The following is a 22,430-nucleotide window of genomic DNA, read 5'->3' on the forward strand; positions in this document are numbered from 1 at the left end:
TCTACAATCTGTAGTTATCGAGTTGAGTAAAGGTGGAGCGGTGGCTTACGGAATGTAGGCAGCCGCCGTACATCCCGTGCCATGAGCCCTAATCACTAATTAAATACTTTTATTTTCAATTTAATTTTTGTTCCACTCTAACAATTAGTTTAAAAACGCAATTTAAGGCTCCTATCTCTCCCTCTATCACATTTGTGAATTTATTTAAACAATAAGTACAGAAAAGATATAATTAACCTCTAAACTCACGTTTGGGCCCTTATTTTTAATCCACTTAGTTACTCAACAAATTTTCTTTGACTATCTGCTTTATCTTGGTTTAGAACATAGTTCTAAACCAAGATAAAGCAGATCAATTGTTTTTTTATTTAGCAAGCTTTAGCTTGCTACTTTGATAAAAACACGGTGCATCCGTGTTTTTCATTTTTAGATTGGCTCGATGCCAATCTTTCCAATAAAAAGAAATAAATCGTATAGATTTATTTCTTACCTGGCGTACAAAAGAACTCGCTGAAATATAGCAAGTTCTTCGAATAAATTATGAATGTATTAGATTTCCTATATAAAATTCTAAATCTCTAGTTTTTTCAAATCTTAACGTTACAGAAAAATCATATGCATATAAAATACAACTGACTTTTTCCTTAGTCTCTTGTTCATACCCAATAAATTTAAATTTACCCTCTTTATATCTTAAGTATTTAACATCATGAATTTTAAATACATTATTCTCACAAATATATTTTATAGCCTTCTCACAAAGAACTTTTTCCATATCCCTTAATGTCCAATTGGCCACTATCGTTTTTTTGTAATAAGATTGATTTTTAATGTCTAAAGCTATTTCATCAATACAGCGACTAAAAAAATTTAAGTGTATGACTTCTTTATGAAAATCTTCATTTTTCTCACACTCTTCGCTGACTTCTAATAGAACACTAGCCAATTTATTTAATAACTCAGATTGCTTATTTGTCATGCTGGTCTTCCCCCTTAGTTGCTGAATCTTTGAAATCATTTTCCTCTTCCATACCTTCTAATAAATCACCAAGTGGTATAATTTCTAGCTCATCATCTTCATTTTCCTCTAGCATCGTAGGTAAGCACACATAATGATTAGTCCAATTTTCCCCTGGTTCATAATCACCCTTCCAAATGGCAAAATCAAACGGTTTGCGCTTCCCTATTGTGATTAGTACATGACCGACATACTCATCATTCTTTTCGACCTCACCGAATAGCTCATAAGAATGTAAGACGCATTCTACTATATTCTCGCCTTCCTTTTCATTTAATAGATATAAGTCGAATGACTTTTCAATTATTTTTAACATTTTGTAAAACCTCCAATAGTTTTCGATATTGTTTTTTAGTCTTTTAATCTTTTAGTTTTTTTCTTTACCGCCCTGTTCGAACCGTGCTGAACAAAATGGGAGAACGGAATGCAAGGGATTAGCATAAAAATTTCTTTGGAACGCTTCCGATGTTGAGTTGAGCTTTTGCAAGTGGAGAGTTTTGATAAAATGAAATATCAAAACTCGGAGCGCAGCGAAAGGACAAACGAAACACGGAAGAAGAAAAGTGGAAAAGGAATTTTTTGCCCCTTGCATGGAGTGGTATTTTGTTATGCTAAGGGAGAACAGGGCGGTTTCTAGTTTGGTTAAGCTTGACGCTTAACCTTCTAAATAAAGATGCTGTGCGATAGCAGAGCATTTCCATAGGTTGGCTCGATGCCAACCTTTCAAATAAAAAGAAGCGGCTCCTATTGAGCCGCTTCTTTCCTGGCGTATAAAAAAGGATCATCCCAGGTGGGTGATCCTTTTTTATACAGTTAATAAATTATTATTTATAATAAAGTTTTACTTGATTTAATATCGTCCCTTTTTTTATCAAGTTGATGAATTATTGTAAGAAGTATAAGAAAGTTACAAACACTAATCATTCCTAACCCCAAAAATATAATTTGTAAAAGGAATTTTAAAAAACCTTCTATTCCCATAAGCCCAAATAAATCAGCAAAAAAAGAAAAATATTCTATAACTATTCCCAATATAAGTACTAATGCTATAGTAAGGGTCGTTTGTCTAAGGCTTGATTTCCTCTTCTTTTCCAACATTTCTACTTCATGTATCTTATCCATCAAAACACACCCTTTTTTATATTTATATAACCTTTAATCCATATAAATAAATTTATAATCAAAATTCTTCTTTACGTATTTGTTTTTCATTAGCATTAACTATCAATCCAACTATGCCTAGTATAAAACAAAAACCAAAGACTCCTATTATAATTCCTTTAACACCTGCATTATTATATATTTCATTAACAAGCTGACCTGTAGTTTCTAAAAATTTATATAATAAAAATAAGAAAATCAATGCAAGTGGAAAAGCTCCAAATACAATTCCCACTATCTTTGTGTAACTTATTCCTATGTAAAATAAGAATAATAAGATTAATACAACTATAACACTAAACAAACCAATTAAAAAATCCCCCATATTCATTACACCTTTCATAGTATTTAGTATTTTTATTTCCTGTTGCAACCAACTGGATCTCAAAGATATAATTTGTTCTCCAGTTGGCCATTCTAACAGGTTTCTAATATGTTACTATTTTAAAATTTGTATATTATAAGAGCTTTTTAGATTTATATAATGATATTCAAATTATTATTTATAAAATATTAGGGATTAGCTCTCTTATAATAGACTTATACTTTTTAATTAGTTCTTCTAGTTCCTTAATTTTTTGTAAATCCTTTTCTTCTTGCATTTCATTCTTGGTTTGGATATAACTTCTTATTAGTTCATCCTGAATCGGCGAATCATCATTATTTTCATTAACTTTATAAAATAATTTAAGAATTTTTCGAGAATCTTCTTCTTGTAAAACCAATTCAACTTCAATTTTCCAATTTAATTGATTGGTTTTTAAAGCTTCTCTGTTCATTACCATAATAAAGGCATTGGCGCACCCAACATCTTTAAAAGCAATTCTCCCAGCTTCTCCCTCTAGTGTATTAACTATAACTTTTACTTTTCTCATAAAAAGTCCTCCATTTTTTAAATTACAACTTCTTATTATATCTATTTGGTATATCTTAAAGTCAAAGATTTTTGATTTTCTTTTATTTTATTGCAATTAACTTTTCTTGCTTACGCTTCCATGCTGTAATTGTTAGAATTACCCAAACGATTATATTTACTATTAGAACTAATGTTAAAACAAAATGGAAATTCAATTTTATATTGATATAGAACAATAGTGTTGTCCAACAAATGGCACAATGTACCGTAGGAAAAAATAATGTTTCATTTTTTTCTCCTATTCCAGTAATTGCTTTATAGCATAATTTTGCACAACTATTTATGATTGTAGGGAAAATAAGGAAATACATTCCTGCTTTTTCAAATAAAGTTGCATCCTTTGCATAAGTTAGTGATATATAGCTACCTAATAAACCGCCTATTAAAATACTTGTAATATATATAAACTTTTTCATCTTATTTTCTCCTTTTATCCCCCTTCTTAAAAAAGGAGGGATTCTATTATGAAAAGAACTTCGTACAAATATCTCTATAATTCACTTTGAAAAAATTCCCTTTGAAAAATGTGTATATTTCTGTAAAGAACATCTCTTCAATTTTCATTAAATGAGGTTCTATTGCATCCCAAACACGTTCTACTTTAAACATCTTAAAATCCTTTAACATATCAAAATCTGTTTGTTCTATCACTTCTCTAACTGTTAATCCATCAACAAAAACACCCTTATATACAGATAAATCGTTTTTTATAATTGGATACAAATGTTCTAACTGTTCATTATGGCCCACATAATAAGCCTCTACATAATTTCTTGCTATTCTTATTGTACCCAGGTCACATTTCTTCAACATTTCTTCAATAGTGGGAATCGCTCCAAATGGATTATCAGCCGAATACTTAATGTATCCCTTATATATTTTCACTTCATTCGACCTTGAATATGAATTAACTACTTCACCATTTTGTTTATTTTTTACATATACTATTTCTCTTTCAAATTTACAAATATACAGATATCCCGCTAAATGTTCGAATTCTACATAAAAATCATTATGGCGAATTTCTACTGTTGCTGTAACAGCTCTACGTTTAAATGCTACGTTTATTTGGTTCATATATATGGCCTCTTTTTTTCTTAATGATTTGTTATTTTGTTTGTTATTTTTTATCTCTATATTTATCTATATCTTTTTAGGTCTAATCGTAACTTGTATAAAATCTGTTCCATTTAGTTCTTGTACTAAAAATGATAAATTATGTTCTCTTTCTTTTAACTCATCATTTATAACCTCTCTATAATCAACTTCGATCCCTTCATCTTGTAAGTCAAAGATTTCATCTTTAGCATAATCAAAAGCTTCTTTAAATGTAGTAAATACTTCCGCATATACTTTCCTTCCTTTTTGACTAACACTAAGATTGTATGAAATTGCAACAACGAATATATTCATTTCCGCCCTCCATTATATCGGTTTGGTATATGTTAGAGGCAAACTATAATACACTTTTAAAAAGTGCTTTATTTTCACTATAAAATAATGATGATCTAACTATCTCATGGCGGTTATAACCTAATTCCCCTGCTATATTAATTATGCCCTGCCTTGTTTTAATAATTTTATCCTTTTGTTCTTGTGTCAGTGCTTCACCTAATAAAAATGTTAAACTTGTAACAGCATTTAAAAAACATTTATACTGGTTTTTTGTAAGATCCATATTATTTGAATCCACTTTAGTTGTAGCTTCTTCCTCAAATGCTTTCACATATCTTTTTGGTGATTCTAAAATAATAAGATTTGTTTCTTTAACAATTGATAATTCATTCATAGTTATTCAATCCTTTCAATTTTTCTCTTTCCCTTACATATATAATTATAGCATATTATCCCTCAAAAATACAGTATTATTTATCGTTTTTATATAAAAACGATAAATAATAACACAAAAATGATTCAGTTTAATATTTCATGTTTTAATTCTTAGTGGCCATAGTAAGAATTAAACGATAGAATTTTATTTATATTATAAATATTACTAGAATGGGGGATATAATACTGAAATGAAAGATATTCAAAATGAATTATATGAGCAATTAAAATTAGCAAAAAAAGAAATTACACTGTTTTTAATTAGTGGTGTGCGTATGACAGGACGAATTGTAGGTGTAGACAAATTTACTATCCTTATGATCGTTAATGGAAAACAACAACTTATCTATAAACAAGCTGTATCTACTATTGTTTAATCATATTAGCGATCCAATGGGCTAACGTTTGTTTGTTATTGGGCAAATAGCCCAATGGGGTATTTGTTTTTTCTTTTAAAAAAATACCTGGTATTATCCTTCCCGTTGGGAATTATTTTTCCCGACGGGGTGCGAAGCTTAACAGCAAGCCCAGAGCTCGTCTGTCAAGGGAAGTGGGAGAGGCTATACGATTACTAGTCTTTTGTTAGTTGAGTTGGGATACGAGGAAGCATGACGAGTAGGTCATACGAAACTCAAAAGCAGTAAGAGTTGGGCTATTCCGCTTCTTGTCTTGCCCTTGACAGACGAGCTCCCCACCTAGATTTTGAGCGTGAAGGGTTCGGGGGTCCCACACGTTCAAAGTCAGGTGGGAATGGGCTTGCTATACCAGGTACTTTTTTTGTCAGGCACTAGCCTGGCTTCCTTTAAGGGGTTTAGGTTTTGTTTTTCGGGTTTTACGCTCCGTCCACCTTGTTAAGCGAAACTCAGGAACGTACAGATTGTAAAAAAGATTAGCTGCAGCTGCCAGCTAATCTTTTTTACAATCTGTAGTTATCGAGTTGAGTAAAGGTGGAGCGGTGGCTTACGGAATGTAGGCAGCTGCCGTACATCCCGTGCCATGAGCCCTAATTATTATCCTCCATAGTCGCCTTCGGATGCAGCAACCTTAGTCTGAATAAACTTTTGAACCTCTCCTGAATTAGATAGACCTATTGTAAAAGTTAAAATCGTAATGATTCCCATTAAACTAATTAATGTTTTCTTCATTTTAATGCCTCCTTATCGAATGCTTTCTTTCTAGCCTGTAAACCCAAATGAAAATACTTACTCGCTTTAGAATGTCCGTCTTCTTCATAAAATTTGGTTGCTAGCGCTTCATAATATTCCTGGACATTATAATATAGTTCTTCTCTTTCAAAATATTTAATCCCTTCCAATGCTACCTGTTCGAATTGTTCAGCAGGTGAATTATTGTTCATTTCTCTTAAAATTAAATTACGATTTTTATATTCTTCCTGGTGTAAATCATTACAAATTTCTAGGCCTTTTTCTATTAATACACTTGCTAACTCTGTTTGATTTAATTTAAAGTGCTCCTTTGCCTTAACATATATTGCTTTATAATGTTTAGGGGACTTTTCGACAACTTCAGATAGGTAACGAATAGCTAAGACTGATAGGTTTTGAGTCGCATACATCCAGCCTAAGTTGTGTCGGATCATTATAATAAACTTTTCTTCACCAATCTTTTGAAATTGACTCATAGCAGCGGTATAATGTTCTTCAGCAAGTTCCCACTCTTTAAGATATGTACAAGATAGACCTAAAATATTGTCACAAAAGGCAACATTTATTTCGTATCCTGAATAGTGAATATACATATCTTTAGCTTTAGTTGCATATTTAATAGATAAAAGAGCTTGCTGGATATCATAATGATATGTTGCTAATTTATAATAAAATTCTGCTTTCTCTAATTCGTCTGGAACATATTCTAAAAAAGTTTCAGCTTTTTCATAGTGTTCTTTTGCTTCAATATAATTTCCTAATTCGTTTGAGTGGATGCCTTTAAAGAAGTTATAATAATATGCTAGAAAGTTATCTCCTGGAGCTTCAAAAGAATTAATTTTTTCAAAGCTATCTTTTGATATACCTAAATTGTCTATTAAGTAGTTGTATCGGAAATCCAATAAAGAATAATACAACAATAAATTTTGATCTTGTAACGCTTCTTCTTTTTCATTTTTTAATTTTTGAATTTTAATATCTATTTTCTCTTTTAGACGTTGGGCATTGCCTATACGTCTAGCTCTCATTTCTATATACCAAGTATTTAACAATTCCATAACCTTCTCATTACTGGTTGCTGTATACATAAAATCCCTCCTCATCTCATCCCTTTACTACATAGTAACAAAAACAAAATTAAGTAAGTTTACTATAAATATTTCTAAATATTATGCAGAATTTTCAGTTTTTATAAATTGAATTAAGAGCATTATTACTCATTTTTCAATCTATGGCCCGGCAACAATAGACCACGTAATTATTGATTCATATGACGTTTTTTTATCTTGGCCAATATAAGTCTTACCTGGATCTGCACGAGTGACTTGTGTTTCTCCATTTAAAGTGATTGCATTAAACTCACATAAAAAAAGATAGCATTTGCTATCTCTTTTTTACTTGTATATTGATAATAAAAAAGCCTATACTCTTTCCATTTTATAAGCCATAGCTTTTTCAACAATCTTTGGAGGTTTATTTGATAATAAAACTAACGCTTTATTATCAGGCATATACATCATTTCTAAGGGTGTAACGAGGTTATTAGATGCTTTACTAAAGTACTCTGCATCACCTATATCCATAATACCGAATACAAATATTTTTGAAAAACAATTCTTAACCACTTCAATACATTCTTTATAAGAATATTCCATAATAGTTACACTAATTTTTTTGTTCCGTCCAGTATTGAGGATTTTTAATAACTCTTTATTCTCAGGATCATGTCTAAGAAAATCTTTTATAAAAATGTGTATTCCAGAGTTTGTACTTTCTTCTAGAATCATCCGAAATAATTCTCCCATTTTTTCGTTTCCATTTTTAGTTCTAAATTCCTGGTTTAATGTAAAAGCTCCCTGCTGAATATAGAATATATATTTTTGAGTATTTTTATCTGTTAGTAGTTGCTGCAATTTTATATATAGTTCTTTATCAAATAAATCGTATTTAAAGACTAGATACCCTTGTTCCTGTTTTTGTTTATTTGTATACTCATATGAGTTATTTGCATTATTATCAAATACAATTAAGCTCTTTTTTTGTTCCAATAGTAAACTTGGGATAAGGTATTCTCTTCTTACACCAAATTTACTAGGACTGACTATGAAAGTATTATTATTCATTCCTTTGCCTCCTATTACTTAGTTACTATATGCTTCCCCTTATGGACTTCAAAGTAGTAAGATTCCAAATTGAACATATTGAATCCAGATTCTTTAGATAAATATTGTATTGCTTCATCCCATGAAACTGCTACAAAATCTGTAGCAGAAATAATGGGATTCCATACTTTACATAACCTAAACTGGTATCTATCAATATCATCTTTGTTTATAATAATTGAATCATTTATTACTAGTTTTTCTTTATCTAACTTTGCCTGGTGAAGAGAAGTGTTATTTTCCAATTTTTCAGCTTCTTCTTTTGTTTGATAATTTGTATCTATGACTATTTCAACTTCTAGGTTACCAATATGATATCCTATCGAAGTACAATAACTAGATCTCAACATTTTTCAAACTCCCTTTATCTAGCAATATGAAAATATAAACTGGTATCCTATTTTTCAAAAATACATGTTAACCGCTTTTGATTTACGCTATATGATAACCGGGCATCAAATTCTTTACCTGTTTTATTAGATTTGAGACCTTTTATCATATCTGTTAAGTTCTTTTCTAATAATTTTTTCATATGGTTATTTGTAATATTTTTACCTAGATATGTTCCGTTAATCTTAAAATCGCATGTTTTATTATAGTGTTCACATTTATAATTTGTTGTTCCTACAAGTACCCTGCTTCTACAAAGTGGGCATTTACCTAATGTACGATCATCAATTGTAGGGAATATAAATGTTGGCTTACCATCTTTTAATTGTAGTGCAGCCGTATATTCTCCCTTTTCAGATTGAAATCCATTGATAAAATCTGTTTTTTGCCCACTAAACAATTTTTTTATTTGTGCTTTAGGAATGAGTTTTCCCTTTAATTTAATAGGAAAAGAATAATCACAACCATTTTTATAATCACTGCATCCATAAAATTTTTCTTTTGAAAGAATTTTACCCTTCTGACATTTTGGACATCTGCCTAATGATAATTCATCTATTGTAGGAAGTGCTAATCGCACCCTTCCTTCATGAAAGGCTAGATATGCATCAAATTTCCCCTTCTCTGATTCAAACCCTTTAATTAAATCTGTTTTTTTATCTTTAAAAAGTTTTTTTATTTGTTCTTCTGGAATAGTCTTTCCCTTTATCTTTTTAGGAATAGACATTTCACAATTTGGATAAGTACTACATCCATAGAATTTTCCTTTGTTAATGATTTTTCCCATTTTACATGTACAAGTGCATATTTCTATTTGTTTATTATGAGTATTTACCATTCTAATTGCCACATTACTATCTATATTCCCTAACTGTTCAACTACCTTTTCTACAAACGAATTTGTTTGCAAGACGAATTCGTTATAGTCCATTTCTTTATTTTCAATAGATGTAATCATACCTTCTAATTCCGCTGTATACTCAGGGTTTTTTACCTGTTCTACTGGGAAAGTGTCTACAAATGCTCTTCCAATCTCAGTCGTACTAATTTTTCCATTTTCAATAGCAATATATCCTCTATTTTCTAAGGTTGGGATGAATTTAGCTTCTGTTGCTACAGTCCCAATACGTTTTCCTTTCATTAATTCTTTTAAGTTTTGATCCTCTAATTTCTTTCCAGCTGACTCCATAAAAGTTAACATTGTACTTTCCGTATGTAATGCTGGTTTTTTAGATTTAGATGTTATTAATTCATGATTAACAATTAATAAACGATCATTTTCACTTAGCATTGGGATTTTAAATTCTTTTACGTCGTCGTCTTCTTCATCCTCTTGGAATACACTTAAAAACCCTTTTTCCTGTAAAAGTCTTTCTTTTGATACATATTCATTGCCTTCTTGATCAACAAAGGATGCTTCACGCACAAGATATATAGCAGGCGGCATAAAATTGCTAATAAATCGTTTTACAATAAGTTCGTATAGTTTTTGCTCTAGTTCATTTTTATTTGCACCATCATATTTTTTAGTCGTAGGAATAACAGCATAATGACTATTAACTAATTCATCATTAAATGATGAATGTTTCTCAGAAATCGTTGAAATATCAATCATGTTTGCAAATTCTTTATAGTTAGACTCTTCTAGAACAGTGATTATTTCTTTTACTTTATTAACTTGTTCCTTTGGTAAATGTCTTGATGATGATCTAGGATAAGAAATAAATCCTTCCTCATATAGATGTTGAATATGTTTATTAGCGACTTCAGGACTGATCTTTAGTTTTGCTAAAGCATCCTTGTAAATATCCGTTAAATTATATAGTGACTTAGATTGTTTTTTTCTTTCCTTTTCACTAAATTCTTTTACAACTAACTGTGTATCTTTAATTCTAGTTGCTAATTGTATTAATGGAGCTGAGTCTAAAATTTGTTTTTCAGTTTTCATTACAGCTGTGCATCCTGGAGCTGTTAAGACTTTTAAATTATAAGAAGTTTGTTCCTTATAATTTTGTCTAGCTATTTCACGTTGGCGTATTTCATTAAGCAAGCACATTTGTACTCGTCCAGAACTTAATAAAAATTGATTATTAGCTAGTTTAGTTGTACATCCCCTGGTTATATTGATTCCAAGGGCATAATCTAAATACTGCCTTGCATTTGCTGCCGATGCTAACGCATCAAACTCTTCTCCTGGTAACAAGTTATTTAGTGCTGCTTCTAGTTCTGCTGGCTCATATGATGCTGTGAATATCCTTTTTTCATTTTTATCTACGCCTGCATAGCTATAAACTTCACGATAGATTAATTCTCCTTCCTTGTCCTTATCACATGAGTTAACCACTAAATCAACATCTTCTCTATTTAATAGTTCTACTAAGATATTCAATTGTTCTTCAGTTTCTTCTATAACTTTAAGATGTGGTTCTAGAAGAATTGGCAAATGTTCAAAATCAAATTCTTTATACTTACTATCAATTTCTTCTGGATATTTTAATCTTAATAAATGGCCCTGACACCAACTTACAATATAGTCCTCATCTTCAAAATAACCATAGTAAGGCATTGTGCCATTTACCTTTTTTAAATTTTTGAAACGTGGAGATTTTAATAGTTTCTGTGCTACTTTATATTTTTCTGCAATAAATAATGTTTTTCCCATCAATTTACCTCCTAAAAATTACTTATAATCCATTACTAGATGTTCATATAAACTAATAAACCAATAATCAACCAAAATGGAGCAACTAGTTTTAAAGCATTGAAACATCCTCTAAAAAAAGCACCGTCATACATTATAAATTTCTCTCACTTGTAAAATATCTCTCAATTAAATTACTCCTTTTCAAAAAAATAAATATAGATTTAGATATTCTAAGCTATTTGCAAAATAGAGTTCTTTAAAGAACTCTATTGAGTATATTATACCATATAAAAATTAATTAATTAGGTATTTTTATCTATATAAATTGGATGTTAATGGATTATTCATGTTCATCTTCACTTATATTTATAATTAGCTTGTATAAAATACAACTCAAATATCCTACCGATGCAATAAGTATAAAACTGTCTACAAGAAAATTACCGGTCATTTTTCCACCTTCATTTCTTCCTCCGTAATAATTAAAAGATTGTAGTACTTAAATACTCCCAAGTACTACAACCTTTTAAGGAGAAAAACTATTTTGTATACTTTCCAGAGGCTAACTTTTCTACAGCTTCTTGTTTTTCTTGCTGGCCAGCTGTAACATAAATTTTGGTTGTATTTATATCCGTATGTCCCATCAATTCAGCTACATATGAAATTGGAATACCTTTTTGTACTAGATCATGGCCAAAAGTATGTCTAAGTACATGCGGTGTTAGTTCCTCCAATCCCGTATGCTTACGAATTGTCTTAAAGATATTTTCTATTCCTACAACTGATAGCGGACCATTTTTTTGAGAGACAAAAAGATATTCTGTTTGATTTTCTTTAAAAGCTTGATGTATTTGTCTATGTTCTTTCCATTTATTAATGCTATTGACTACATCTGAATTCATAGGAATCTTTCTCGCTTTTCCACCTTTTCCATCCCGTACAGAAATAAAACCATCTTCAATATCGTCTAGTTTTAATTTAGAAACCTCACTGACTCTTAATCCAGCCTGTAACATTATATTAACTATTGCCAAATTCCTATAGTTTTTCCAAGGATTTTTCTTAATTAATTCAACATCCTCTAGGTACCTCATAAGCCTATTTTTAGAAATACGATCAAGCCATTTAGCATCATTTTTATTTTGAATTTTAGGTTGTTTTACCATTGCACCTAGATTTGTCTGCGTTCTATTCGTTTCATATAAAAATTTAAAGTATGGTTTTACTCGACCAATTTTTGTAGAAACTGTAGAAACTGATAATTGTTTTCCACTATTTGTTTTTGCAACTTCCATTAGAAATTGTTTCCACTCTTGAAGATCCATAGGTGTAATCGACTCTCCCTGGAATACAACCCCATTTGTATCTTCATACCACTGAATAAACTCTTTTAATGTAGTTTCATATTGCTTAATTGTATTCTCTCTTTTTCCCTGTTCTTTCAACCAAACTATATAATTTTCCATAAAACAATCACCTAACATTACCTTTCCCTAAAGGTATCACCTTCATTTATTCTCTATTTATAATCTGCTAATAACTACATGAATATTCTTTTATATGTAGTCAAATAATGAATTCGTTTAATTCTTCAACACTTATAAAGCCAATCTGATGATATATTTTTGCATCTTCTTTATCAATCTTGAAAGGATTTTCTTTATTTAATAAATAACCTTTCGCAAAGTCAAATTGGCTTTTATTAAGCACCGTTACAGGGTTTTCTTTACTAGATTTTAGAATTTTTGTGACTTCAATTTTTGTATAATCACTCTTTAATTCATAGATTTTACCATCATCCAAAGTAACATAAATAGTATGAGTGTTAAACGGAATTTTCATTTTTAATTCTCCTTTTAAATTTATTTATACCTTACCTTTTGTTAAGTATTTCTAAAGAACCTGCTAAAAAAGCCTTTCCTTTTTTGCTCACTAGCTGCTATTAATTTTTTTGTTTCTTGCATTTCTCTTATATTTTGTAAGAGTAAATTATCTCGTTCTTCTGCCCTTTTTTCCCGTTCGTTCATCCGTTCTTCAAAGTATTTATGCTGTTCTTCAAGTTTTTTTAAAAGTGCTTTATTAAAATCTTCTTGCTGTTTTTGTTGTTCTAATATCTGTTCTAGCTTTTGAACTTCTATATTTATGGTCTGTAGATAGTTTCCAGGGCGTTCCTCTTCAGGAACGCCCATTGTTCTTTCTTCAGGATTCATACCTGCTACTAATATTTGTGCTGCTACTTCTAAATTTATACTTTTTTCTTGTACAAGCTCTTTCATTCTTTTCAAAACAATAATGTCTTTATCAACAAAAGCCCTACTATTATTTCGGCCACGAATAAATATATATTTTTGATTTTCTAGAGCAATACACCACTTTCTCAGTGTACTATCCCCAATTTGTAATAGCTCAGAGATCTCTTTACTCCAATATCCCTGTTCGCTCATGTGTTCTTCTCCCTTCTCTTACTGTTCTTATTATACATGTTCTCTAAGGAACATGTTTTTCCTTTTAGTAAGAAAAAGTGAAGAAGTTTATTTTAATCCTCTCTACTTTTAAAATCCTTATTTACAATAATGTAAAAAATATGTTGCAGCCACATGATTTTCAATAGGAACCTGTTCTGTTCCTTCCATATTATACTTATATTCATTGCCCTTCACATCAAAAATTTTATAGCTTCTTTTCCCCTCTTTAATTCCTTCAATAGTAATAAAAATGTGCTTTTTAAAGGCATAAATGAGAAGATTGTTATTCTCTTCTGCTTCTATACTTATCATTCCTATTTTATTTACATCCGTATCCTCTAAAAATTGTTCTAAAAAAGAAAGCAGTTTAGTTATATACTTTCTATTTTTCTCTTTAGTCATTTTAAATATAAGTGAATCCCCTTCAAAATTCACATAATCATCCATCGTTCCAAAGTCGCCAAGCTTCTTTGCTATAGCAGTCGTGTCCTTATGTGATAATTTTCTATTTAAATGCATGTTAATTTCTACCGTCATATACATATTTATTTTCCCTCTCTTAATAAACGTTGATTATCTTCAGCAATTTTCATACAAAAACTTAATCTTTTGTGCCATATTTCAAATTTGGTACAAGATACATACTGGCTGACTTTTCTTAGTATATTAATTAATTCTTCACTCGAAGTCGCTTCACAACTCTTTGATACAATATAAAGCTTACTACTATTTTGAATATCTATTATGCTGGTAATTTGCTCTTTTATATTATGAACATTATCTAATTCACTATCCAAACAATTCAAGGATTCATAAATTAATTCATATAGATATTTTTGAAGAATTCTTTCTCTATGCTCTGTTAGTTGTTCAGATTGAAATCTTATTTTTTCATGCTCTGGATGATATAATGTGAGATACTCTGAAAACATCTCTTTAGATGTAGAATACATTATGCCTAAATCATAATTTATAATAGCTGGTATAGATCCATTACGATTAGATAAAGGAATTAAGACATCTAAGTCTTTAAGCGTTTTCTCCCATTCCCCTAAATCTTCTTTCGTAATTTCACCCACATAAAATTTTTCACACTTACTTTTCGATATATCGCTGCCTTTATATAATCTCTTTAGATAGAAACAATTGCTAATATAATTACTTATTTTTTTTAGGAAGAAACATATCAACATTCCTATGCCAATCCAAATTAAGATTTTATTTAGACTAAAAAAGTCTGATTGCATATAGATTTATCCCCTTTCCAAACTTTTATTTTGGTTTCTAATCATTGTTTTTTCAGGGTTCTTTTGTATTGGTGTTACCACTGACTTAATAAGATTTTCGAGTTCTTTTGTATTTACATGAGATTTAATCATCGCATCCATCATTTCTCTTTTTGAAACCCTATTCCATTCAATTTTATAATCAGCATTTTTGGCCAATGTTCTAGTGAATTCACGTTGACTCCTACCATTTCCTTCTCGGAAAGGATGTAGTACATTTATTTCTGCTAGATAATGAGCTGCTCTTTCGGAAAACTTTTCTGGACTCATAACCTTCAAGTAATTTTCTTGTTTCAGTTGACCAAATAGTTCTTTTGCCCCTGATTCAATGAATCTAGCATCGCCAAAAGAAAAGAAATCTTTTGCTATATTTTCTTGTCGTATTTGGCCAGCAAATTCATAAATATCTTCAAAAATATGTTTATGTATCTTTTTAAGATGATCCAGATCAAAATTACCAGGGATTGGCTTAATTTCTAATTCTGCGATTTTGGCCGTAGTTATCAATTTTTCTAATTCTTCTAATTCCGCTTGATCCTTAATACCAAATTTATTCTTTAAAACATCTGTTCCATCATATGTGTAAAGAGATTTATTTACCATGTTTTCTAGCACGCTCCCTCGCAATTTTAATAAATGTTTCTTTTGTGATTTCTTTTTTTAGATAAGCTGTAATTAGTTTTTCATCAGACTCCGTAAATCTAAAGCCTTCAATCTCCATAGATCCTTTTGCATTTTCATAAGCTTGCTTAATACGTTTGTTATATAATTCACTCATATTATTATTCCTTTCTGATTTAAATTTCTTTATAATTCAAATTTGATAAAAACTAGTATTCAACATCTTTATCCGGAGAAATTAGTTTTGTTTTACTCTTAGCTTCTAACTTTTTTAATTGCTCTTCTACAAGAAATAAATTCATTTTAGATGTTCTACGTCTAAATATTATGTCTTTACGCTTTTCAAAATAGTTGTTACAGCAATAAAGTCCATCCATAAGTTTTGCTGAGTTTATTAAAATAGACTTGTCACAACAAAAACAAGAGGTAGTTTCATCAGAATTTACTGGTTTTTTCAAAATTATCATTCCTCTCTCCAAATATCCAGCTTTCCCATAACCCGTTATAATTCCTCTGGTTTTAATAAAATCTTCACTTTATTTTTAAGAGCAATTTCCAAACCGAAATTACTATATTCTTCCTCAATAAAATGTTGAAGTGTGTCATATACACTACTTCTCCATATATCGTTACCGATCATCGGTTTAATTTTGTCATCAAGCTTCGTTAAAACATCCTTTAGATTACTTCCATTAGAAACAGGGAGCCATGAACCTTCATTACAGAAATAAAAACTCAATGCCGTACTTAATATACCTTCACCATCTGTAATCTCTCTTATTTCATATGTATGGTTTGGATCAGGTGCAACAATAGCCCATATACCTCTACTATATCTATCTTCCCAACATAGTAAATTCCAATCGTACTTTAATATTAATTCTTGTATTGCCTCCATTTTATAGCCTCCTATTGTGGAAAAAATGCATAAAATTCAATTTTGTACTAATCGAACTCCACTTTTTTGTAATTGTTCTTTGCAATATTTAATATGTTCCTCAATGGTTTATACAAATAAAAAGGTTTATTTTAAATTTCAACAGGTTTAGACACAGATAAATCACCTTGTAAATAAAATGAAATACCTTCATCGACAGTATCAAAAGGTATTTCCTCTTCAACAATGCCCCAAGATTCGTTATTACCAACTGCCTTTACCATTGCTGATAATTCATTTTCGGCTTCCACTATTTTTACAACATTATCCTCATCGTAAGGGCAAACCCCAACTGCATATTTTTTCATTGTTCTCATCCCTACTTTTCTACAAAATTCAAATTGTAATACAATAACGCTTTTATTTAGTTTTCAAATACTTCTACACGTCGCAAATATTCAGTTAAAAAACATCCACTAAATCCTTCTAAAAAAACTAATCTTTGCTCTAAAATACCTTCTCCTTCATTTTTGATATATTCATCAGTTTTACATGTCCAAACTTTTCCTTTGTAATGCTTCGCTTCATCACATGTATGCATTACTACTTGGTCACCTTTTTTCAACATCTCTTATTCCTCTTTTCTATAAAATTCAAATCTTATTACATTTTTTTAGATTTCTAAACTCCCTGGTCAAAGAACAAAGAGCTTTAAATTCCTTTTGTTCATCTTTTAGCTTATCTTGTAATAAAGAAATATCATCAATAAATGTAATGATTTTTTCTTTGTTATATGTTATTTCCTTATTATCTTTCATTTTTCACTTTATCCTCCATCCATTTTGCTAAATCGCTTAGGTTAATTTCTTCTCGTTTAACACCTTTTGCCGCAATATAAGGTTCGACAACAAGCTTGCTCAATTCACTATTTGGATTTTGACCCTCTCTAATCATTTCAAAAATTATCTGCATTTGTTTCTCTCCTTTTGAATCAATTATTTAATTTATATATTAAATTAATTTAAATTAATATATAAATTGAAAGAATTTAGTCATGTATTAATTCTTTACAAACTACATTAACTAATTATACCTTTAACTTCTTTCTAAAACTAATTTGTTATTTATCGTTTTTATAATTCTATTATACATTGTTATTTATCGTTTTTCAATAGAATTCCAGATAAAAACGATAAATAATAAATATTATTTATCGTTTTTATCCATTGGTTTTTAACAAGCAATATTAGAGTTTTTCAACCTAATTTCAATAAATAATTAAAAATGGTATATGTAAATATTAAGCTTTATAATAAATAATATAAACATTTTCTAGAAAGGATGATTTTATGAAACATATTAAATCTACACTACCAATTCAATTGTTTGAGAAAAAACATTTTAATATTGTAGTCGCTGGAAGAACAATGGCCACAATAGAAATATTATGTTTTGATGAAAACGAGTATGCTGCTCAAGCTAAAATTATTGAAACTAATAAAGAAGTTAGTACAGCTGTTTGTAATCCCTCTTGTTTTAAAACATTAGATGATGCCCTACAAGAAATTGTAAGTTTAATTGATGAAGAAATTAAAGATAATGATTGGGTAAAAAAAACCATAGTAAATACAAAATAATTTGGAGGAACTATATATGGAAAACAAAGCACTATTAGATGAAATTGAACAGCTAAAACAACAAGTTGCACATTTAACATTTAAGCAAAATTTATTATTTACCAATGGGAGTGTAGAACGATTAGTATTTGACTACGATCTCACTCAAATACAATTCACACAAATAATGGATCTTATGGACGAATACAGAAAAAGAATTGGTGAAGGTAAACAAGTGTCTCATCATGAGTTTGAAATGCAAATAAATGCTATTGTGCCTGATCACGGTTATCATTTTGCTGAATCTATTACTTATGCTTTTTGGGAAAACAAGCGTTGGGAAGAAGTGTTTAACGAGCTTTATAGAGGCATGGAAAAATACAAATATATTAAGAGAGAGATTTAGTAATGTCTGTATGGGATATTGTAAGTAATACCAATAATGCAGTTAGTATAGTTAGTAGTGCCATTGCTATTGGTTCTGCTGCATGGGGTACATTTAGCAGTAAAAGAGCCTCAACAGCAGCTAATACAGCAAGTGCTCTTCTAGATAAGTTAAATGATCATAAAAAAAGATCTGAGCTAGAAAAAATACTTCAAGTGGTCACCACTAGTATTTCTGAAATAAGGACTATTGGGAGTGAAAAATTTCGTGATATACAAGCTCGTGGTACTAACTATCAAAGTAAGTATAGTGAGCTAGCGAAACAGATTAGGGATATATGCAATGATACTTCCACTATACATAATGATATTACAGAAAAATTACTACTTATTGAAGTAGAATTAAATGGTTTTAGCCGTCAAGAATCAGCACTCTCCCTTGATGAAGAAAATGAAATTTTAGCTAAATTAGACAAAGTTCTACAAACTGCAAAAGTTAAATATGATGAAATTGAGGGTCGTTTAGCTTCATAATTCACCTGGTGTTTTATCAAATAATTGAAAAGGTAGCTGTGAATTACGGCTGCCTTTTGTTTTTAAATCAACGTTTTGAAAAAAGGGGGAGTTCTTAATGGCTCAATGTATTAAACAAACAGGTCCCACTTGTGGAATTTATGCTTTTATAAATGGAATGTACCATATTAATCAGAAGAAAGATGTTTCAAAGAAACAAGCTGATAAAATGGTGTATTCATTCTTAGAGGCTAATATTGTTAAAGATGACTCAAATAGTAAAACAGGAACTACTTTTGTAGGTGAATTTTTTGATTTTGAATCGTATATCTCCTTTCTTAATAAAATCAAAAATACTTTCATCTATAAAAATATCGATTATGATATTAAAATTAAAGATGTTAATTATTTAGATGATATCAGTGTTATTGAGGACATACAAAAACAAAATTGTTTTGTCTTATTCAGCATTGCTACCCCTATTTCCTGGTGGAATCCGATTAAATTATACAGATTCTTAAAAAAAGGATCTATGATTTCACATTGGATTCCCTTATATGGCTATGATAATAAAAAAAATAAATTTATTGTTGCTAATAGCTCTTCTGGAAAAATTAAAAGATTTTCTTTAAAAACGTTAGCTAAAAAAAATAAACGGTTAAAAAGTACTACGTTTTATTGGAAATATTATAAGCGATCTAAAAAGCGTTTTACATTTAAAAAAAATCCCATAGAGGATTTAGTGCAAGCTCAATTAAAAAGTAAGAAGGATTTTTTAGATAAAGGTATCCTCATCCCAAAGATTAACCATACATCCGGAAAAATAATTATTGTTAAAAAAATAGAAAAATAGGGTACGTGAAATTATCGAATTATCTATACTGTTCTTATTCTTCGTTTAAATACATTTTCTGTCCTTCTAAACCAAAACCATGGATACTCCTTTGAAACACGCATATAAAGGAATCTGAAAACCCATTTTTTATTTATCTTCTGAAAATAGGCATTTTCACAAAAATAAAAGCAGATATTCTATAGCTTGACTATAAAATACCTGCTTTTATTCTTTATATTAAACATATAGCAATTGCCGATCCCAATAGTATCATTCCAACATTATTTAATATTTTTTTGAACATAATATTATTTTCTTACCCTTCTATATGTTATATTCCATGCATTTAAATCATTCATCTTTAATTCTTCTGAAGTTAAATTTTCCTGAGCATAAATAAATAGGCTAAATTCTATCGTCTCACCCATTGTACACTTTGCTTTGGAATGCTTTTTATCTATTAATTGATGAGTATCATTTTTTAATAATAATGATCTATCTTTACGTCCACTTATCTTTTCTTTTTGCATTAAAATTTGTCCCGCCAAAATCTGTGAGAAATATGTATTCACAATTTTATCTAAGAAAAACTTATCCTCTTCTTCTTTTTGAGAAGTCTCTTTCCAATTCAAATATTTAATTAGCTTCATTGCTTCGGGCCTAATTCTATATTTTTTTATACTATAATCTTTAATATCCATACCATATTCCTCATTTTCTATTTTTCATTCTCCTTTCAGTATAAGGTATCTTACATGTTCTTTAAAGCACTTATAAAGGGACAACTATGTATTTTTATACCACTAATCTCTATTAAAAAACTAGGGTCTGAAATAAACTTGACTTAAACCACTACGGGTACTTGAAATTGATACTTTCTTTACACCGACTCCACTTTGAATCAAATTGAATACTTTATATTCATACTCACCTTCAATTTTAAAATTTAAAGGTTGGTTAAAGTCTACTTTACCTTTTGTATAATCCATTTTCCATTTATCAGAATCCATATTCCAATCATCAAGTTTCTTTTTTACTTTCTCTATAACTGTTGGTGAAAATTCCCCTTCACGTTCAGCCAAACTTACTGCATACTCACTTAGCTCATTCGCTTTTGTATTATATACAGTATGGCCAGCAAACTCAGCACCAAAGAAAATTATTGCCATTAACGCAATGAAAAATAAAACATACTGTATTGCCTCACTCACTTAATCTCGGCCTCCTTTTTCTAAAAAGAAAGGGTAGTTATAATAAACTACCCCTCTTGTATAACTTACATTAATATTATTCTATTATTTTCCCCATCCTGAAGGTTCTACTTTAGATCCTTTTGTAACACTTACAAAGAAGTCAGCGATATTTCCTGTTCCTGTTTTCATTGCTACTAATAGGATTGTTAAAACTACTAGAGCAACTCCTACACCAATATACATCCATACTGCTTTATCTGTAGTTTCATCTGAAGATTCATTCAATAACCATGATTTACTTTTTCTTAATAGATCTTTTCCCTTGTTTAAAAATCCTGTTCCTTTTTTTGTTTCGATTGCTAATGTTTTCATAATTAATTTCTCCCTTTGGTTTGTATTTTTTATAATAATTGCATATAGCAATTTATTAATTTATTAATTCCTTCTATTAAAAAAGATTGACGAATTTATCAAATATAGAAACAAATGATATTCCCATAATTAAAATAACCATGCCTAGATAAGCAAAAATAATATATTTAGAAACTAATCCTGGTCTCATTTTAACTAATTTATCATGAGATTCAGATTGTAGTTTTTGCATTACTTCAATTTGTGCATTTATGATTTCTTTACTTTTTTCTTCATCCATCTTCATAGATTGCTCTAGAGCTACCATAAATTGATAAGCGGATGGAATATTTAGTGCTTTTGCAAATTCTATATAAGGCTCATGGCTACCAGGTTCCAGTTCTAATTTAGCAACCAATTCCTCTGCATAAGGTTTTATACTATCAGATGCGTACTCAATTGATCTTTTTGTCGCTTCAAAGGCTGAAAATTTAGAAAGCATAAACCCTAGAGGAATCATGAGCTCTGGTAACTCTAGCTCCAACCTTAATTCCCTAGACTTAATGATACTGTTCAACCTTACGTTTTCATAAAAGAAAACCAGAGCTGAAATTATTAAGCCTACTGTTAAGATAATTAGCTTATATTGTGGAAATATCCATGCATATATAAGCGCAAATAGGAAAACAAATATTGATATTACTAATTTTTTTAGCAAAAATTCAATTGGTGTAATCTTTAGATTTGCTTTATCTAATTTTATATTTAGTTCCTCTTCCATTCTTTGAGGTATCCAATTTTTTTTAAGCTTTAGAATTGGTTCAAAGAGCATGAATAGAAATGTTCGATTTTCCTCATTCTTCCTATACCGTCCTATATATTTATGTATTTGAAATTTTTTATTATTTCTTCTTTCAAATGCATAATCCACTACTAAATATATTAGTGAGAACAGCAAGAGAAACAGTGGAATCGTGGTTAATAGATTCACTTTATCCCCTT

The 22,430-nt window shown here is 29.8% G+C and carries 36 protein-coding genes; 5 read left to right on the forward strand and 31 right to left on the reverse strand.

Translation table 11 applies throughout. The features are described 5' to 3' along the window. Positions 1-538: 538 nt before the first annotated feature. The 9 genes from BAQ44_RS09550 to BAQ44_RS09590 all read right to left on the reverse strand — a co-directional run bounded on the left by BAQ44_RS09550 (position 539) and on the right by BAQ44_RS09590 (position 4,884). Complete coding sequence (locus BAQ44_RS09550) at positions 539-979, reverse strand: hypothetical protein (RefSeq protein WP_000182644.1); 441 nt, start codon at positions 977-979, stop codon at positions 539-541. Beyond that, on the reverse strand, positions 969-1,334 hold the full coding sequence (locus tag BAQ44_RS09555; RefSeq protein WP_000912543.1) for a hypothetical protein: 366 nt from the start codon (positions 1,332-1,334) through the stop codon (positions 969-971). Before BAQ44_RS09555 ends, BAQ44_RS09550 begins: the two co-directional genes overlap by 11 nt. A 512-nt stretch (positions 1,335-1,846) precedes the next feature. Then, a complete protein-coding gene (locus BAQ44_RS09560; RefSeq protein WP_000357793.1) occupies positions 1,847-2,140 on the reverse strand; it encodes a hypothetical protein in 294 nt (97 codons plus the stop codon). 58 nt (positions 2,141-2,198) lie between these two features. Beyond that, entirely contained in the window at positions 2,199-2,522 is a 324-nt protein-coding gene (locus tag BAQ44_RS09565; protein ID WP_003282212.1) for a hypothetical protein, read from the reverse strand. A 160-nt stretch (positions 2,523-2,682) separates the two neighbouring features. Further along, on the reverse strand, positions 2,683-3,054 hold the full coding sequence (locus tag BAQ44_RS09570) for a hypothetical protein (protein ID WP_001233379.1): 372 nt from the start codon (positions 3,052-3,054) through the stop codon (positions 2,683-2,685). Positions 3,055-3,136: 82 nt separating this feature from the next. Beyond that, positions 3,137-3,511 (reverse strand): hypothetical protein, encoded by a 375-nt coding sequence (locus tag BAQ44_RS09575; RefSeq protein ID WP_000713589.1) that lies wholly within the window; start codon positions 3,509-3,511, stop codon positions 3,137-3,139. A 46-nt stretch (positions 3,512-3,557) separates the two neighbouring features. Further along, a complete protein-coding gene (locus BAQ44_RS09580; protein WP_001071853.1) occupies positions 3,558-4,172 on the reverse strand; it encodes a hypothetical protein in 615 nt (204 codons plus the stop codon). Positions 4,173-4,238: 66 nt separating this feature from the next. Next, positions 4,239-4,508 carry a hypothetical protein gene (locus BAQ44_RS09585; protein ID WP_001020421.1) on the reverse strand — a complete coding sequence of 90 codons (270 nt, stop codon included), beginning with the start codon at positions 4,506-4,508 and terminating at the stop codon, positions 4,239-4,241. 43 nt (positions 4,509-4,551) lie between these two features. Next, entirely contained in the window at positions 4,552-4,884 is a 333-nt protein-coding gene (locus tag BAQ44_RS09590; protein WP_001004369.1) for a hypothetical protein, read from the reverse strand. Positions 4,885-5,116: 232 nt separating this feature from the next. Between BAQ44_RS09590 and hfq the strand changes: the two genes are divergently transcribed. Beyond that, positions 5,117-5,302 (forward strand): RNA chaperone Hfq, encoded by a 186-nt coding sequence (gene hfq, locus BAQ44_RS09595; RefSeq protein WP_000651963.1) that lies wholly within the window; start codon positions 5,117-5,119, stop codon positions 5,300-5,302. Between the two features lie 633 nt (positions 5,303-5,935). Here the strand turns inward: hfq and BAQ44_RS09600 are convergent. From BAQ44_RS09600 to BAQ44_RS30815, 18 genes are all read right to left on the reverse strand, one after another. Beyond that, positions 5,936-6,070 (reverse strand): hypothetical protein, encoded by a 135-nt coding sequence (locus BAQ44_RS09600; RefSeq protein ID WP_000751810.1) that lies wholly within the window; start codon positions 6,068-6,070, stop codon positions 5,936-5,938. Continuing rightward, positions 6,067-7,179 (reverse strand): response regulator aspartate phosphatase, encoded by a 1,113-nt coding sequence (locus BAQ44_RS09605; RefSeq protein ID WP_071721524.1) that lies wholly within the window; start codon positions 7,177-7,179, stop codon positions 6,067-6,069. The genes BAQ44_RS09600 and BAQ44_RS09605 overlap by 4 nt, the downstream gene beginning before the upstream one ends. 333 nt (positions 7,180-7,512) lie before the next feature. Next, the gene (locus BAQ44_RS09610) at positions 7,513-8,214 is read right to left on the reverse strand and encodes a type IV secretory system conjugative DNA transfer family protein (protein ID WP_071721525.1); all 702 of its coding nucleotides are present in this window, start codon (positions 8,212-8,214) and stop codon (positions 7,513-7,515) included. A 14-nt stretch (positions 8,215-8,228) separates the two neighbouring features. Next, on the reverse strand, positions 8,229-8,603 hold the full coding sequence (locus BAQ44_RS09615; protein WP_071721526.1) for a hypothetical protein: 375 nt from the start codon (positions 8,601-8,603) through the stop codon (positions 8,229-8,231). 47 nt (positions 8,604-8,650) lie between these two features. Beyond that, positions 8,651-11,305 carry a type IA DNA topoisomerase gene (locus tag BAQ44_RS09620; protein ID WP_071721527.1) on the reverse strand — a complete coding sequence of 885 codons (2,655 nt, stop codon included), beginning with the start codon at positions 11,303-11,305 and terminating at the stop codon, positions 8,651-8,653. A 521-nt stretch (positions 11,306-11,826) separates the two neighbouring features. Then, positions 11,827-12,753 (reverse strand): tyrosine-type recombinase/integrase, encoded by a 927-nt coding sequence (locus BAQ44_RS09625; protein ID WP_000432941.1) that lies wholly within the window; start codon positions 12,751-12,753, stop codon positions 11,827-11,829. Positions 12,754-12,853: 100 nt separating this feature from the next. Beyond that, on the reverse strand, positions 12,854-13,129 hold the full coding sequence (locus tag BAQ44_RS09630) for a hypothetical protein (RefSeq protein ID WP_071721528.1): 276 nt from the start codon (positions 13,127-13,129) through the stop codon (positions 12,854-12,856). A 41-nt stretch (positions 13,130-13,170) separates the two neighbouring features. Further along, positions 13,171-13,731 (reverse strand): DUF3967 domain-containing protein, encoded by a 561-nt coding sequence (locus tag BAQ44_RS09635; RefSeq protein WP_071721529.1) that lies wholly within the window; start codon positions 13,729-13,731, stop codon positions 13,171-13,173. Positions 13,732-13,848: 117 nt separating this feature from the next. Then, entirely contained in the window at positions 13,849-14,271 is a 423-nt protein-coding gene (locus BAQ44_RS09640; protein ID WP_242455560.1) for a hypothetical protein, read from the reverse strand. 26 nt (positions 14,272-14,297) lie between these two features. Then, positions 14,298-14,999, reverse strand: a complete 702-nt coding sequence (locus tag BAQ44_RS09645) for a hypothetical protein (protein WP_071721530.1) — start codon at positions 14,997-14,999, stop codon at positions 14,298-14,300. Positions 15,000-15,005: 6 nt separating this feature from the next. Next, positions 15,006-15,641, reverse strand: coding sequence for a Fic/DOC family protein (locus BAQ44_RS09650; protein ID WP_000247595.1), 636 nt, complete (start codon positions 15,639-15,641; stop codon positions 15,006-15,008). Beyond that, positions 15,631-15,816 carry an antitoxin VbhA family protein gene (locus BAQ44_RS09655; protein ID WP_001293229.1) on the reverse strand — a complete coding sequence of 62 codons (186 nt, stop codon included), beginning with the start codon at positions 15,814-15,816 and terminating at the stop codon, positions 15,631-15,633. Before BAQ44_RS09655 ends, BAQ44_RS09650 begins: the two co-directional genes overlap by 11 nt. Before the next feature lie 52 nt (positions 15,817-15,868). After that, entirely contained in the window at positions 15,869-16,126 is a 258-nt protein-coding gene (locus BAQ44_RS09660) for a hypothetical protein (protein WP_071721531.1), read from the reverse strand. A 35-nt stretch (positions 16,127-16,161) separates the two neighbouring features. Next, a complete protein-coding gene (locus BAQ44_RS09665) occupies positions 16,162-16,557 on the reverse strand; it encodes a hypothetical protein (protein WP_000387432.1) in 396 nt (131 codons plus the stop codon). Positions 16,558-16,688: 131 nt separating this feature from the next. After that, entirely contained in the window at positions 16,689-16,904 is a 216-nt protein-coding gene (locus BAQ44_RS09670) for a hypothetical protein (protein WP_000759646.1), read from the reverse strand. Between the two features lie 56 nt (positions 16,905-16,960). Continuing rightward, a complete protein-coding gene (locus BAQ44_RS09675) occupies positions 16,961-17,164 on the reverse strand; it encodes a hypothetical protein (RefSeq protein ID WP_044797351.1) in 204 nt (67 codons plus the stop codon). 25 nt (positions 17,165-17,189) lie between these two features. After that, positions 17,190-17,354 carry a hypothetical protein gene (locus tag BAQ44_RS31010; RefSeq protein WP_169833824.1) on the reverse strand — a complete coding sequence of 55 codons (165 nt, stop codon included), beginning with the start codon at positions 17,352-17,354 and terminating at the stop codon, positions 17,190-17,192. Next, positions 17,344-17,508 carry a hypothetical protein gene (locus BAQ44_RS30815; protein WP_161491754.1) on the reverse strand — a complete coding sequence of 55 codons (165 nt, stop codon included), beginning with the start codon at positions 17,506-17,508 and terminating at the stop codon, positions 17,344-17,346. The genes BAQ44_RS31010 and BAQ44_RS30815 overlap by 11 nt, the downstream gene beginning before the upstream one ends. A 377-nt stretch (positions 17,509-17,885) precedes the next feature. On the opposite strand from BAQ44_RS30815, the gene BAQ44_RS09680 reads away from it, so the two are divergent. The 4 genes from BAQ44_RS09680 (at position 17,886) to BAQ44_RS09695 (ending at position 19,902) form a co-directional block, all read left to right on the forward strand. Further along, entirely contained in the window at positions 17,886-18,173 is a 288-nt protein-coding gene (locus BAQ44_RS09680) for a hypothetical protein (RefSeq protein ID WP_044798591.1), read from the forward strand. Between the two features lie 16 nt (positions 18,174-18,189). Further along, the gene (locus BAQ44_RS09685; protein WP_071721533.1) at positions 18,190-18,558 is read left to right on the forward strand and encodes a hypothetical protein; all 369 of its coding nucleotides are present in this window, start codon (positions 18,190-18,192) and stop codon (positions 18,556-18,558) included. A 2-nt stretch (positions 18,559-18,560) separates the two neighbouring features. Continuing rightward, positions 18,561-19,070, forward strand: coding sequence for a hypothetical protein (locus BAQ44_RS09690; RefSeq protein ID WP_000118031.1), 510 nt, complete (start codon positions 18,561-18,563; stop codon positions 19,068-19,070). A gap of 97 nt (positions 19,071-19,167) precedes the next feature. Continuing rightward, positions 19,168-19,902: a hypothetical protein gene (locus BAQ44_RS09695; RefSeq protein ID WP_000035980.1), complete on the forward strand. Its 735-nt coding sequence runs from the start codon at positions 19,168-19,170 to the stop codon at positions 19,900-19,902. A gap of 290 nt (positions 19,903-20,192) precedes the next feature. Here the strand turns inward: BAQ44_RS09695 and BAQ44_RS09700 are convergent, their stop codons facing one another. From BAQ44_RS09700 to BAQ44_RS09715, 4 genes are all read right to left on the reverse strand, one after another. After that, positions 20,193-20,585 (reverse strand): hypothetical protein, encoded by a 393-nt coding sequence (locus tag BAQ44_RS09700; RefSeq protein WP_071721534.1) that lies wholly within the window; start codon positions 20,583-20,585, stop codon positions 20,193-20,195. Between the two features lie 120 nt (positions 20,586-20,705). After that, positions 20,706-21,095: a DUF4320 family protein gene (locus tag BAQ44_RS09705; protein WP_001287332.1), complete on the reverse strand. Its 390-nt coding sequence runs from the start codon at positions 21,093-21,095 to the stop codon at positions 20,706-20,708. A gap of 84 nt (positions 21,096-21,179) precedes the next feature. Then, the gene (locus tag BAQ44_RS09710; RefSeq protein WP_000853325.1) at positions 21,180-21,449 is read right to left on the reverse strand and encodes a hypothetical protein; all 270 of its coding nucleotides are present in this window, start codon (positions 21,447-21,449) and stop codon (positions 21,180-21,182) included. 76 nt (positions 21,450-21,525) lie between these two features. Next, entirely contained in the window at positions 21,526-22,419 is an 894-nt protein-coding gene (locus tag BAQ44_RS09715) for a hypothetical protein (RefSeq protein WP_001050939.1), read from the reverse strand. Positions 22,420-22,430 lie beyond the last annotated feature (11 nt).

Origin of the sequence: Bacillus mobilis (assembly GCF_001884045.1) — a bacterium.
Taxonomy (GTDB): Bacteria; Bacillota; Bacilli; order Bacillales; family Bacillaceae_G; genus Bacillus_A; species Bacillus_A mobilis.